Here is a 12,233-nt window from a genome sequence, read left to right as displayed (position 1 = left end):
CTCGTCCCGAAACTCAGGACGCCTTCTTCTTACGCAGTGCATCGACGAACTTGATCAGCTCGATCGTGCCATCCCAGTCCTTGGTGGTGGCGGGATGAAAACCCTTCTTCTGGCCGTCCTGGAGGCGGTCGAAGGCCGCCTTGTCCTTGGCCGGCGCGTCGAAGAACGCCTTCGCGATCGCCGCCTTGGCGTCATCAGGCAGGTCCGAATTATAGGCATAGGGGCCGTTGATGATCGGCGCCGACTTGTGGATGATGCGGAAATCGTCCTTCTTCATCGGCGAGCCGTCGGCATTCTTCAGCATGCCCTTGGTCAGCATCTGCGCCAGCGTCGAATCGTCGTCGCTGGTCCACTGGTTGGCCGCAACGTCGACCGTGCCCTGCGCCAGCGCCAGGATCGCGTTCTCATGGCTGCCGGTGAAGACGACCTTGCTGAAATAGGTGTCGGCATCCGCGATGCCCATCTTGTCGAGCTCGAAGCGCGGCACGTTGTTGCCGGACGTCGAATTCGGGTCGACGAGGCCGAGGTTCTTGCCCTTGAGCTGATCGACACTCTTGTAGGGGCTGTTCGCCTTGACGAAGAACACCGAATAGTAGCCGGTCGAGCCGTCGGCGTTGATGTCGTTGGCAAAGGCGTCGGTCTTGACGCCGGTCAGGCGGGCGCGGGCGAACGAGGCCGAGCCGTAGCTGGCGATATGGATATTGCCGGCGCGTTGGCCTTCGATCACGGCGGCGTAGTCGTTGGCGATGCGCAGCGTGACCTTCACGCCCAATTCCTTGGAGAGATAGCTCATGAACGGCGCCCAGCGTTCGGTAACGCCCGAGGCGTTTTCCGCCGGAATGACCGCGAAGGTCAGCTCGGGATATTTGGCTTTCCAGTCGTCGGCGGAGGCTGAAGTCGTGAACGCGAGCGCAGCGGCGCCGGCAAGAAGTAATCTGCGAGTGATCATGATACCCTCTTCATCGGTTGGGGTCGGTTGACGCAAAAACTGGCAACTACAGAAGCGATGCGGCTCAGGCGGCGGCCGCCGTTCCGAGCGCCGGAATGCCTTCGGGCGCCGGCACCGGCGTGCCGCCCATGACGTCGGTGGCTTCGAGGTCGTAAAGTTCGCGCGCGACGTGATCGGTCAGCGCAGACGGCGCGCCATCGAACACCACACGGCCCTGCGCCATGCCGATCAGGCGGTCGCAATAGCTGCGCGCCAGGTCGAGCGAATGCAGGTTGCAGATCACGGTGATGCCGAAATGCTTGTTGATGCGCAGCAGCGCATCCATCACGATCTTGGTGTTGCGCGGGTCGAGCGAAGCGATCGGCTCGTCGGCGAGGATGATGTCGGGCTGCTGCACCAGCGCGCGGGCGATCGCGACGCGCTGCTGCTGGCCGCCGGAGAGCTGGTCGGCGCGCTGGGCGGCGAGCGCGGCGATGTCGAACTGCTCGAGCGCCGACATCGCCAGCGCCTTGTCCTGCTCGGGCCAGACCTGCGCCAACGAGCGCCAGGCCGGCATCGTCGCGAGGCGCCCCATCAGGACGTTGGTGAGAACATCGAGCCGGCCGACGAGGTTGAATTGCTGAAAGATCATCGCCGAGCGCGCCCGCCACTGCCGCAGCTCCTTGCCGCGCAGCGCGGTGACGTCGATGCCGTCGAACAGGATGCGTCCCTGCGTCGGCGTCACGAGGCGGTTGATGGTCCGGAGCAAGGTCGACTTGCCGGCGCCGGATCGTCCGATCACGCCGACGAATCCGCCGGGGGAAATTTGAAACGAAGCGTCGTCCACCGCGGCTTTTGCGCCAAAGCGGCACGTCAGACCTTCAACCACCAGCATGCAGGGCTCCAGAGTAGCTGGGACCCACCGCTAACGCCGACGCTTGACACTTGTGTGACATGCAGGTTGCGGTGCGGCGATCCAACACACCTCATCCCCTGTCATCGCTGCGTCATGACATTGTCATCGAGCCGCTCGAAGAGGAACGCCCGCCCTCGCGCTTTGGATGCAACATGGCCGACAAAGCCCTTTCAGTCCACCCGACCATCGATCCCTCGGCCAAGCTGCATGAGACCAGGCTCGGTGCCTATACCGAGGTCGGCGCGCGCACGATCCTCCATGAAGTCAGCATGGGCGATTACTCCTATGTCGTGAACGATTCCCAGATCACCTACGCGACCATCGGAAAATTCTGCTCGATCGCGGCAATGACGCGCATCAACCCCGGCAATCATCCGATGCATCGCGCGACACAGGCGCACTTTACCTACCGTTCCAGCGCCTATTTCGAAGGCGAGAGTGACGACACCGATTTCTTCGACTGGCGGCGCCAGCATCACGTCCATATCGGCCACGACGTCTGGATCGGCCATGGCGCGATCGTGCTGCCGGGCCGCAACATCGGCACCGGCGCGGTGATCGCGGCCGGCGCCATCGTCACCAAGGACGTGCCGGCCTACACCATCGTCGCCGGCAATCCCGCGCGCATCGTGCGGCGCCGCTTCTCGGAAGAGATCGCCGGACGGCTTGCACGGCTCGCCTGGTGGGACTGGGATCACGACAAATTGCGTGAAGCGCTGCCCGATTTCCGCAAGCTGGGGATTGAAGATTTTCTCTCCACGTATGAAGCACGGGCACACTCCCCTGCCAATAAACGAAGCGCGGTCGCGTGACAGACATTTTCCTCGAGGGCGGCCGGGCCCTGATCGGCACCGAGTTGGTCGAGGCTTCACTCGGCGTGTCCGGAACGGACATCGCACAGGTCGACGCCTCCCGCGGCCGGGCTCGGCTCGCGATCGACGCACGCAATCTGCTGGTGCTGCCGGGAATCGTCGATCTGCATGGCGATGCCTTCGAGCGGCAGATGATGCCGCGCGCCGGCGTGGACTTCCCGATCGACGTCGCGCTCGCCGACAGTGACCGCCAGGCGATCAGCAACGGCATCACCACCGTGTTTCACGCCACGACCTGCTCGTGGGAGCCGGGCCTGCGCAGCGCCGACAATGCGCGCGGCCTGATGGAGGCGATCGAGCGGCAGCGTCCGCAATTTGCCGCCGACACCCGCTTCCATCTGCGGCACGAGACCTACAATCTCGATGCCGAAACCGAGATCGCCCAATGGCTCGCCGAGGGGCGCGTCGACCTGTTCGCCTTCAACGACCACATGGACGGCACCGTCGCCGACATGGCCAAGCCGCGCAAGCGCAACCGCATGGTGGAGCGCACCGGCTTGTCCAGCGAGGATTTTGACAGGCTGGTCGACCGCGTGATCTCGCGCGCCGCCGACGTTCCGGCCTCCGTTTCGCGGCTCGCGGCGGCTGCCCGCGCGGCGGACGTGCGGATGCTCTCGCATGACGATGCGACACCCGCGATGCGCCAGGAGTTTCGCGAGCTCGGCGCAATGATCGCCGAGTTTCCGATCAACGAGGAGACGGCGCGGGCGGCGGCGAGCCATGGCGATGCCATCGTCTATGGCGCGCCGAACGTCGTGCGTGGCGGCAGCCACACCGGCTGGACCAGGGCATCCGACATGATTGCAAAAGGGCTCTGCTCGGTGCTGGCGTCGGATTATTACTATCCCGCACAGCTGCTCGCCGCGTTCCGCCTCGCCGCCGATGGCGTGTTGCCGCTGACGGAGGCCTGGAGCCTGGTCTCCGCGGGGCCGGCGCGCGCCACCGGCCTTGCCGATCGCGGCATCCTCGCCGCAGGACGCCGCGCCGACATCCTGCTGGTCGACGACACCGTGCCGCTGCGGCCGCGGCTGGTCGCGGTGGTCGCAGGCGGAAAGCTCGTGCATCTTACCGATGCGACACGACTGCTCAGCGCGGCGGCAGCGCCGCGCGAGGCTGTCGTCGCGGCATAAACCGGTTATGCTCGGGCAATGATTCCCCGCTACGCGATCTATTTTGCCGCCGGCGCCGACAGCGCCCTCTCCCGCTTCGGCGCCGGGCTGCTCGGCTATGACGCCTACACCGGCAACGAGGTGCCGTTTCCGCCCGAGGCGCTGCACGTTGCACCGGACTGGCGCGACGTGAGTGCCGATCCCCGCAAATACGGCTTTCATGCCACGCTGAAGGCGCCGATGGCGCTCGCGCCCGGCAGCACCGAGGCGGAGCTTATGGCAGCCTGCGCGACATTCGCCGAAAAGGCACGGCCGATCCCCGCGATCCGCCCTGTCATCGACACCATCAGCGGCTTCATTGCCGTCATTCCGGCCGAGCCGGTCGATGCGCTTCAGCAATTTGCCGCCGATTGCGCCCATGAATTCGATTCCTTCCGCGCGGCCCTTACTGCGGAAGATCGCGCGCGGCGGAAGCCCGACAAACTCACCGAGCGGCAGCGCGATTATCTCGACCGCTGGGGTTACCCCTACGTGATGGAAGAATTCCGCTTCCACATGACCCTGACCGGCCGGCTGGATGCACAACGCCGCGGCCCGATCCTGGAGATGTTGCGGACGCGGTTCGCGTCGCTTCGTCTCGACACGCTGGCGATCGACCGCCTCGCCCTGTTCAAGCAGGACGAGACCAGGGCGCGATTCCGCATCATCGGCGAGTGGGCCTTGCCGCGGTAAAGCTCAGCGCCAGCTCGCAAGATTGAAGCCGAGCGCGACCGCGCCAACCAGAACGAGACTGGTCGCCCAGACTGCATCCAGATTGAACCAGCTTCGCGAGACGAACCTCAATCCCAGATAGCGGTAGACCAGCCACGCCAGGCATCCGCCGGCGCTGACCATGGCGGCAACGTGCACCAGAGACACCAGCACCGCCATCCCGAGACTTGCCTTCATCAGCGCGCCCGCCGCCTCATGGCCGGCATCGAGCTCGAAGGCCTGGCAGATCCCGAGATAGATTGGCACCAGCATCAAGGCGGCGCCGTGAGCAATGGCGACGGCAAATGACCAGAGCGCCAATTGCGTTGGCGGAATTCGTGCCAGCGTGCGTGGATGGCGCCGCTCGATCAGCCGATAGATACCGAAGCCGATGACGAGAAGGCTCGCGCCGAGCTGGATCGAACGCTGCCACTCGGCCAGCACGAGCAGGAACGCGAATGGCAGCAGCACGAGAAGTGTCGCCAGGAGATGTCCGGCCGCCAGAGCCCACAACGCACGAAAAAGCGCGCGCGGGCTCTTGTCCATGAGCCCGGCCGAAACGGCGAGCGGCCATCCCATTCCCGGGTTGACCCCGTGGTAGAGACCGCTCGCAACAAGAGCGAGCCAGAGCCAGCCAAGCGCCGGGCTCGCGTGCCCCCCATCTAGACCGACGGGTAGCAAAAGGAGTCCGTCGAACAATCGCCGCCCTCCAGCCTGATCTGGTGCGCACGATATCCGTCGGGGAAGCTCACGAAATAGTCCTTGGCGAGCTCGAGGCCGCCGTCGCGACCAGCATTGGCCATGACTTCCACACCCGGAACCCCGTCGGGATAGAACTGGTTGTCCCAGGTGGAATAGAGCGAATTGGTCCAGTACACGCGCCTGCCGTCGCGGCTGATCTCGACCATCTGCGGACCTGCCGCAAATGCCTTGCCGTTCGGATGAGGGGTGCGACGCGCGATGCCGCCGATGTGAACCGAGCCCGCAAGCTTCGGCTTTCGCGGATCACTCACGTCGTACTGGCGCATTTCACCCGTGCCCCAGCATGCCACGTAGAGAAACCGGTCATCCATCGACAGGTCGATGTCGGTCACCAGCGGCGGCACGGCGCCAAAGCCCTGCAGCAGTGGCGGCAGCTTTTCCTTTTCCGCGGGCTCGGGCGGAATCGTTGCCGTCTTCTCCGCATGGAATTTTCCGCCCTCGCGCCACCAGGTCCAAATCGATCCTTCGAGGTTGGTAGTGTCGACCACGACGCCAGCAAAGCCGTATTCGCGAACCGGATCGTGCGCGGGCCGCACTTCCAGCGCCATCTGATGATTGGCGCCGAGGTCGATGGTTTGAACGTTGCGACGGGCGTGAAGGTCCCAGAAGTGGAGCCGGTGGCCATATTTGTTCGACAGCAGATCTTCCGGCACGATCCCGTTCTCGAACTGCGGCGGCAACCCCCATTCACTCGTCACCATGTAATCGCGCGGCAGATTCCACCAGAAGTCATAATGCAATGTCTGCGGGCCACGATCGATCTCCCATCGTCCAAGGACCTCGAACGTCTCGCAATCCATGATGAAGACGCCTGGAGGTCCGTTGGTGCCGTCCTTGCCGCCGCCGCCCAGCGTGCTCACGTAAATGCCGTCCGGCCCGCAATGGATGGTGTGCGGCCGCGAGTAGCCGGTCTTCTTGAAGACTTCCTCCGGTTCGATGATCTTGTGGATCTTGGCTTTGGTCGGATCGGGCTTGGTATCGATGATGTAGATCCGCGACGAGCGCAGCCCGGGGATGATGAGATAGCGCCGCTCGATGAAGGCGTGTCCGGCGAGCGGCGACAAGGCGGACGAGCAGGCATTCCAGCCGAAGTGATGAAACTCGTCGCCCTTGTTGGGCATCGTCACGGTGTGGACGATTTGGCTATAGGTCGGCGATCCCGGCTTGACGTCGATGACCGCGAGAGCATCCGGTTTTGAGAAATCCGGACTGAGCAGCAACGTATAGGCAAAGTTCTCCGCAGGTGCTTCCATCGCAAGCTTGGGCGATGCGTGAAAGGTGGGATCCGGCCTCATCGTCATGGCACTGCCTCCCTGTTCTGTCGGTTCGCGCCAACCTGGCTCGGGATAGCGGCATAATGAAGAGCTGTTATGCGATGTCCTGATATGCTCCGCGGGCTTGGTTGGCGAGCGTACAATACGTCATCGCCGGGCTGCGGGAAACGGCCCGAGCCGCGCTAATTCGACGCCTTCGGGCAGATGGAAGCCGGCGGGATCAGGCAAGGTGTCGTCCCGGCGAAGGCCGGGACCCATAACCACAGGGAGAAGTTTGGCGAAGGCAAGTAGTGAAAAGTCTTCCCGCGGTACCAACACCCACGTTCACCGATAGATCACGCGGTATGGGTCCCGGCCTTCGCCGGGACGACGACTGGGGGATTGGCCGCTACTTGCCCCACCGCAGCGCCAGCGCATTGCGCTCCTTTGCCAGCTCCAGGAGCCCCGCGCGCGTCGCGGGATGCAGCGGCTGGAGCGGATGGCGCACGGCGTCCGATTTGATCACGCCGCCGGCCTGCATCATGGCCTTGCAGGCGATCAGGCCGCATTGGCGGTTCTCGTAGTTGATCAGCGGCAGCCAGCGCTCATAGGCGGCTTTCGCTTCCTCGCGCTTGCCGGCGAAATAGGGATCGATGATCTGGCGGATGCCGTCGGGATAGCCGCCGCCGGTCATGGCGCCGGTGGCGCCGGCGTCGAGATCGGCCATCAGCGTGATCGCCTCCTCGCCGTCCCACGGGCCTTCGATATCCTTGCCGCCCGCCTCGATCAGGCTGCGGAGCTTTGCAGCGGCGCCCGGCACCTCGATCTTGAAATAGCGGATGTTGGCGAAGTCGCGCGCCAGCCGGGCGAGCAGCTCGACCGACAGCGGCGTGCCCGCCACCGGCGCGTCCTGGATCATGATGGGAATGTTGATCGCGCCCGAGAGCACCCTGAAGAATTCGACGATACCTTTCTCGGGAACCCGGAAGGTCGCGCCGTGATAGGGCGGCATGACCATCACCATGGCGGCACCGGCGGCTTCGGCCTGCTTGCTGCGCGCCGTACAGACGGCCGAGCTGAAATGGGTCGTGGTGACAATCACGGGAACCCGTCCGGCGACGTGCTCAAGCACCGCGTGCATCACGGTTTCCCGTTCGGCATCGGTGAGCACGAACTGCTCGGAGAAATTGGCGAGGATGCAGATGCCGTGCGAGCCGGCGTCGATCATGAAATCGATGCAGCGGCGCTGGCCCTCGAGGTCGAGCTCGCCGCGCTCGTCAAAGATGGTGGGCGCGACCGGGAACACCCCGCGATAGGGGCGCTGGGCCTTGTGGTGTGGCGTGACCGGCATCGAACTCTCCATCCCTGATATTCTCGCACATCTACCGCCGCACTCGCGCGGCACGACAGATGTAGCGGGGGCGTGGATCGGCGGCAATGCCGATCCACGTTTCCCTGGAACAGGGCTGTGAAAGTTACGCGGTCTTCACCGCGCCGAGGAAACCTTCGACCGCGACGCGGAGACGGTCGGCGTCTGCCGACATCTTCTTCACGGAGTCCGACAGCACCGTGCCGGCGTTGCCGGTTTCCTGATTGAGCTTGGCAACACTGCCGATGGTGTCGGTGACCTCGCGGGTGCCTTGCGCCGCCTGCTGGAAGTTGCGCGAAATCTCCGTGGTGGCCGCCCGCTGCTGTTCGACGGCGGCCGCGATTGCGGTCATCTTCTCGTCGATGCCGCTGATGGCGCCGCCGATCGAGCGGATGGCGGTCACGGCCTGCCCCGTCGCGCCCTGGATCTCCTCGACCTGGCGGGAGATCTCTTCGGTGGCCGTTGCGGTCTGCGCCGCGAGACTCTTGACCTCGCCGGCGACCACGGCGAAGCCGCGGCCGGCCTCGCCCGCGCGCGCGGCCTCGATGGTGGCGTTCAGCGCCAGGAGGTTGGTCTGGCCGGCGATGGCGTTGATCATCTTGACGACCTCGCCGATACGGCTTGCAGTCTGGTCGAGGATCTCGACCGTGGCGTTGGTCCGCTCGGCCTGCGAGACGGCCTCGCGGGCCTCGCGTGCGCTCGACTGCACCTGCGCCGAAATCTCGCCGACGGACGCGGAGAGCTCCTCGGTCGCGGCCGCGATAGTTTCGAGATTGTTGGTGGCCTGCTCGGCGGAGGAGGCAACCGCCGCGGTCTGGCTGCTGGATTCCGAGACCAGCGTACGCACGTCGGTCGCCGTCGCGTCGAGCTCCCTGGCCGACGCCGCAACGCTGTGGATGACGGCCTGCACGGTATCGTCAAAGCTGCGGCAGGCGGCATCGACGGTGCCGGAGCGGGCAAGCTGGAGCGCCTGCTGCGATTCACGCTCCTGACCGAGACGCTCCGCGGTCGCGGCGCTCTCGCGCAGGCTTTCGAGCGCGGCCGCCATGGTGCCGAACTCGTCGGGATACCGGGATTGCGGAACCGGTGTCGCATAATCGCGCGCGCCAATGCGGGCGATGGCATCCAGAATGGCGCGCACCGGGCGCATGAGGCGATTGCGTACCACATAGACGCCGGCCATGGTCACGGCGAGCGCGATCAGGAACGCGAGCGACTGCACGACGAGATTGGTGAGCGCCTTGGCCTGCACGGTCTCGGCACGCGAGATCGACTGGTCGAGCGCCTTGGTTGCGACCCCGACAATGAGCGGGAACGGCGACTGGCAAAACGTGTTCCATTCCGAAGCGGCCATCGCAGGTTTGCCGCTACCGTCGAAATTCCTGGTGAGATCACCGATCTGCTTCAGGGCGCCGTCGGTCTTGGCCTTCGCGTCCGACGCCGCCGTAACCAGCTCCGCCGTCACATCGGGCGCGGCCAGCAGCTCTGCCATGCCCGCCCAGCCAGAGGCGATCGTGCCATCCCATTGCGCCAGCGACCGCTTCTGAGCGTCGTCGAGCGGCTTGCTGCTGTTGACGTTCGAGCGAAGGGACGAACAATGGATGCCATAACGGTCACGCACCTGCCAGGCGAAGCGGCGGACCTGGATCATGCGGGCGATATAGGGATCGTTCATCCAGGCGCGGTTCGAGACCGCGGTGGAGGCGAGGTTCGCGGTATCGATGACCTTGGTGACGGCATCATACCAGGAATTGGTCCGCTCGATCTTGCGCTCGGCGCGCGGACGCTTGGCTTCGTCGTAAAACAGCTGGAACTGCGGCGCCGCCTCGTTCCAACGCTGCTTCAGCGTGTTCGCGAGTTCATCGCGGCGGGCGAAATCGATGGTCGCGAGCGCGGCGCTGATCCCTTCATAGCCGCCCTGCTCGGCCTTCTCGGCTTCGGCGAGCTTTGCCTTGGGATCGTCCTCGCCAAGAATGGCACTCTGGGCATCGCCGCGATTGTTTCGCAAGGACAGCACACCCTGGAAGATCGCCTTGTCGGCGGCGGCAAGGCGCGCGGTTTCAAGGCTGTCGCTGTAGCGGCCGAAGGCCCCGACCATCTGGATCGCCGTGCTGGCCAGCGCGCCGGCCGCAAGCAGGGCCATCAAGGTCAGAAGAAGCGAGCTTACCGATTTCTTAAACATTGCCATGGGGTCAAGGGGCCTACTCTTCACGAGTGGCCACCCTGCATCGCAACCTGCCAATGTTCCGTTAAGGTTTTAGTCGATTTGAGGCGGTCCCGCCTGCACCCATTCGGGCGGCCCGCCGCTCTTTACCCGACTTTCGTGAAATCCGGCGGACGGCGCTCGGCGAACGCCGTGAAGGCCTCGCGCGCCTCGGCGGTGCGCAGGCGCTGGGCAAAGTGCTCACCTTCCGCCTGCATCTGCGCGACCAGCGCCTCGCCGTTGCGCATCAGCTTCTTGGTCGCGGTGAGCGCGCCGGCCGGCTGGCGGGCGAGCCGCTGCGCCAGCGCTAGGGCCTCGGCGTCGAGCTTGTCGAGCGGCACAACGCGGTTGGCGAGCCCCCATTCCAGCGCAGCCTTCGCCGGCACCGTCTCGCCGAGTGCGAACATCTCGTAGGCGCGCGCATAGCCGATGCGCGCCGGCATCAGCAGGCTGGAGGCGGCCTCCGGCACCAGCGCGAGGCTGACGAAGGGCGTGGACAATTGCGCGTTGTCGGCGAGCACGACGAGGTCGCAGTGCAACAGCATCGTGGTGCCGACGCCGACGGCGCGGCCCTGCACGGCCGCAACCAGCGGCCGGGTGCAACGGGCCAGCGACTGGATGAAGCGTATGACGTTGCGGCTTCCTTCCGACTTGCCGCTCGCGACGGCTGCGAACTCGCCGACATCGTTGCCGGCGGTGAACATGTCGCCCTCGCCGCGGATCAGGATCACCCGGGCGGACGGATCGAACTCGGCGGATTCGATGGTATCGGCGAGCTTGCCGTACATCGCATCCGTCAGCGCGTTCTTCTTGTCGGGGCGCGCCAGCGTGAGCGTGAGAATTCCACCGTTGTTCTCGATCCGGACATGCTCGGTCATCGGGCTCTCCTCTTATTCCTCTGGATCTCTTGCAGGGTCTCTTGGAAACTTGTCCTGAATGCTCGCCAGCCAGCGCGCGACGATGTCGATCTCCGCGCTGGTAAATCCCTCCGTCAGCGCCGCGTTGATCTCCGCGGCCGAGGTTTTCGCTTGGGCCAGCGCGGTACGCCCCTTCGGCGTCAGCCACACGCGCCAGGCGCGTCCGTCCTCGCGATCGGCCCGCCGCTCGATCAGCCTTGCGGCTGCGGTGCGGTCGACGAGCCCCGAAATGCCGGCCGGCCCCATATCGAGCGCCGCGCCTGCCTCTCCCATCAGGACGCCGTCCTGCCTGCCGAGAATGAACAACAGCCCCGCCTGCGCCGGCGTCACCTCGCTCTCGGACTGCGCGGCCATCCAGCGCTGCAGCCGGCGTTGTGCGACGTTGAGCAGGTAGATCAGCCGGTGATGCCTCGCCGCGCCGTCATTATTTCGCATACGAAATAGATAGCCGAGACCGACCGGATTGTCAAAGGGCGGCTGCCGGGCTTATGCAGCGCGACAGCCGTCCAGAAACAGCGCCGCGCAGGTCTTGACGCGGCGCTCGATGTCCTTGCGTGACGGCAACGCCACCCCGCCATAGATCGCCGCACGCTGCGGCGCCGATGCGACCATGCCGATCAGCATGCCGGCGGCCTCGTCGACGTCATCGAGCGCTATGCGCTTCTTCTTCACCTGGGCGCGCAGCCAGCCCGCGAGCGCCGTGACGGTGCGGGAGATGCCGTTCTTGTAGAAGTTCGCGGCAAGCTCCGGGAATGCGGCCGACTCCTGCAGCACCATGCGCTGCAACGCCACGACCTCCGGATCGAGCGCAAGATCCGCACAGGCCAGCAGCGCGGCACGCAGGCCCTTTTCGAGGTCGACCTCGTCGCCGGCCTGGAGATCGACCGCGGAGAGCAGCCGCTCGAGTCTGTCGGCGCACATCGCCTCGAACAGCGCGGCCTTGCCGGGGAACAGACGATACAGCGTCTTGGTCGACATGCCGGCGCGGCGCGCCAGCTCCTCGGTGCTGGTCGCCGCATAGCCGTCACCGGCAAAGGCCTGCCGCGCGGCGTCGAGGACGATCTGCCTGGTCTCTTCGTCGCTGCGCAGTTGCGGCCGTCCACGCGGGCGGCATTCACTTTCCGATTTTGCTCGAGCCATGTCTTTACATGATG

General features: G+C 65.3%; 12 protein-coding genes. 3 read left to right on the top strand and 9 right to left on the bottom strand.

The annotated features are described in order from the left end of the window. Positions 1-13: 13 nt before the first annotated feature. Positions 14-949, bottom strand: a complete 936-nt coding sequence (gene phnD, locus BM118_RS20220) for a phosphonate ABC transporter substrate-binding protein (protein ID WP_092187245.1) — start codon at positions 947-949, stop codon at positions 14-16. Between the two features lie 64 nt (positions 950-1,013). Next, entirely contained in the window at positions 1,014-1,823 is an 810-nt protein-coding gene (gene phnC, locus BM118_RS20215; protein ID WP_092187244.1) for a phosphonate ABC transporter ATP-binding protein, read from the bottom strand. 173 nt (positions 1,824-1,996) lie between these two features. On the opposite strand from phnC, the gene BM118_RS20210 reads away from it, so the two are divergent. From BM118_RS20210 to BM118_RS20200, 3 genes are read left to right on the top strand one after another with little or no spacing between them, the layout of a single operon-like run. Beyond that, the gene (locus BM118_RS20210) at positions 1,997-2,656 is read left to right on the top strand and encodes an LbetaH domain-containing protein (RefSeq protein WP_177234491.1); all 660 of its coding nucleotides are present in this window, start codon (positions 1,997-1,999) and stop codon (positions 2,654-2,656) included. After that, the gene (locus tag BM118_RS20205; protein ID WP_092187242.1) at positions 2,653-3,846 is read left to right on the top strand and encodes an alpha-D-ribose 1-methylphosphonate 5-triphosphate diphosphatase; all 1,194 of its coding nucleotides are present in this window, start codon (positions 2,653-2,655) and stop codon (positions 3,844-3,846) included. The genes BM118_RS20210 and BM118_RS20205 overlap by 4 nt, the downstream gene beginning before the upstream one ends. Positions 3,847-3,864: 18 nt before the next feature. After that, positions 3,865-4,557 carry a DUF1045 domain-containing protein gene (locus BM118_RS20200; protein WP_092187241.1) on the top strand — a complete coding sequence of 231 codons (693 nt, stop codon included), beginning with the start codon at positions 3,865-3,867 and terminating at the stop codon, positions 4,555-4,557. Positions 4,558-4,560: 3 nt separating this feature from the next. Here BM118_RS20200 and BM118_RS20195 read toward each other — a convergent pair whose 3' ends face one another. The 7 genes from BM118_RS20195 to BM118_RS20165 all read right to left on the bottom strand — a co-directional run bounded on the left by BM118_RS20195 (position 4,561) and on the right by BM118_RS20165 (position 12,219). Continuing rightward, a complete protein-coding gene (locus tag BM118_RS20195) occupies positions 4,561-5,154 on the bottom strand; it encodes a hypothetical protein (RefSeq protein WP_092187240.1) in 594 nt (197 codons plus the stop codon). An 83-nt stretch (positions 5,155-5,237) separates the two neighbouring features. After that, positions 5,238-6,638 (bottom strand): selenium-binding protein SBP56-related protein, encoded by a 1,401-nt coding sequence (locus tag BM118_RS20190; RefSeq protein ID WP_092187239.1) that lies wholly within the window; start codon positions 6,636-6,638, stop codon positions 5,238-5,240. 361 nt (positions 6,639-6,999) lie between these two features. Next, the gene (locus tag BM118_RS20185; protein ID WP_177234490.1) at positions 7,000-7,941 is read right to left on the bottom strand and encodes a dihydrodipicolinate synthase family protein; all 942 of its coding nucleotides are present in this window, start codon (positions 7,939-7,941) and stop codon (positions 7,000-7,002) included. 124 nt (positions 7,942-8,065) lie between these two features. Beyond that, on the bottom strand, positions 8,066-10,147 hold the full coding sequence (locus tag BM118_RS20180) for a methyl-accepting chemotaxis protein (RefSeq protein ID WP_092187237.1): 2,082 nt from the start codon (positions 10,145-10,147) through the stop codon (positions 8,066-8,068). A gap of 122 nt (positions 10,148-10,269) precedes the next feature. After that, entirely contained in the window at positions 10,270-11,040 is a 771-nt protein-coding gene (locus BM118_RS20175; protein WP_092187236.1) for an enoyl-CoA hydratase, read from the bottom strand. A gap of 12 nt (positions 11,041-11,052) precedes the next feature. Next, positions 11,053-11,514, bottom strand: coding sequence for a MarR family winged helix-turn-helix transcriptional regulator (locus tag BM118_RS20170; RefSeq protein WP_092187235.1), 462 nt, complete (start codon positions 11,512-11,514; stop codon positions 11,053-11,055). A gap of 51 nt (positions 11,515-11,565) precedes the next feature. Beyond that, positions 11,566-12,219 (bottom strand): TetR/AcrR family transcriptional regulator, encoded by a 654-nt coding sequence (locus BM118_RS20165; protein ID WP_092187234.1) that lies wholly within the window; start codon positions 12,217-12,219, stop codon positions 11,566-11,568. Positions 12,220-12,233: the final 14 nt, after the last annotated feature.

The organism is Bradyrhizobium sp. cf659, assembly GCF_900113725.1.
GTDB lineage: Bacteria > Pseudomonadota > Alphaproteobacteria > Rhizobiales > Xanthobacteraceae > Bradyrhizobium.
This window is presented reverse-complemented; position numbering and strand designations above follow the sequence as displayed.

Excerpts from the sequence above, each read along its gene's own strand:
- phnD (WP_092187245.1), bottom strand. The coding sequence starts at position 949 with ATGATCACTCGCAGATTACTTCTTGCCGGCGCCGCTGCGCTCGCGTTC.
- phnC (WP_092187244.1), bottom strand. The coding sequence starts at position 1,823 with ATGCTGGTGGTTGAAGGTCTGACGTGCCGCTTTGGCGCAAAAGCCGCG.
- BM118_RS20210 (WP_177234491.1), top strand. The coding sequence starts at position 1,997 with ATGGCCGACAAAGCCCTTTCAGTCCACCCGACCATCGATCCCTCGGCC.
- BM118_RS20200 (WP_092187241.1), top strand. The coding sequence starts at position 3,865 with ATGATTCCCCGCTACGCGATCTATTTTGCCGCCGGCGCCGACAGCGCC.
- BM118_RS20195 (WP_092187240.1), bottom strand. The coding sequence starts at position 5,154 with ATGGGATGGCCGCTCGCCGTTTCGGCCGGGCTCATGGACAAGAGCCCG.
- BM118_RS20190 (WP_092187239.1), bottom strand. The coding sequence starts at position 6,638 with ATGACGATGAGGCCGGATCCCACCTTTCACGCATCGCCCAAGCTTGCG.
- BM118_RS20185 (WP_177234490.1), bottom strand. The coding sequence starts at position 7,941 with ATGCCGGTCACGCCACACCACAAGGCCCAGCGCCCCTATCGCGGGGTG.
- BM118_RS20180 (WP_092187237.1), bottom strand. The coding sequence starts at position 10,147 with ATGGCAATGTTTAAGAAATCGGTAAGCTCGCTTCTTCTGACCTTGATG.
- BM118_RS20175 (WP_092187236.1), bottom strand. The coding sequence starts at position 11,040 with ATGACCGAGCATGTCCGGATCGAGAACAACGGTGGAATTCTCACGCTC.
- BM118_RS20170 (WP_092187235.1), bottom strand. The coding sequence starts at position 11,514 with ATGCGAAATAATGACGGCGCGGCGAGGCATCACCGGCTGATCTACCTG.
- BM118_RS20165 (WP_092187234.1), bottom strand. The coding sequence starts at position 12,219 with ATGGCTCGAGCAAAATCGGAAAGTGAATGCCGCCCGCGTGGACGGCCG.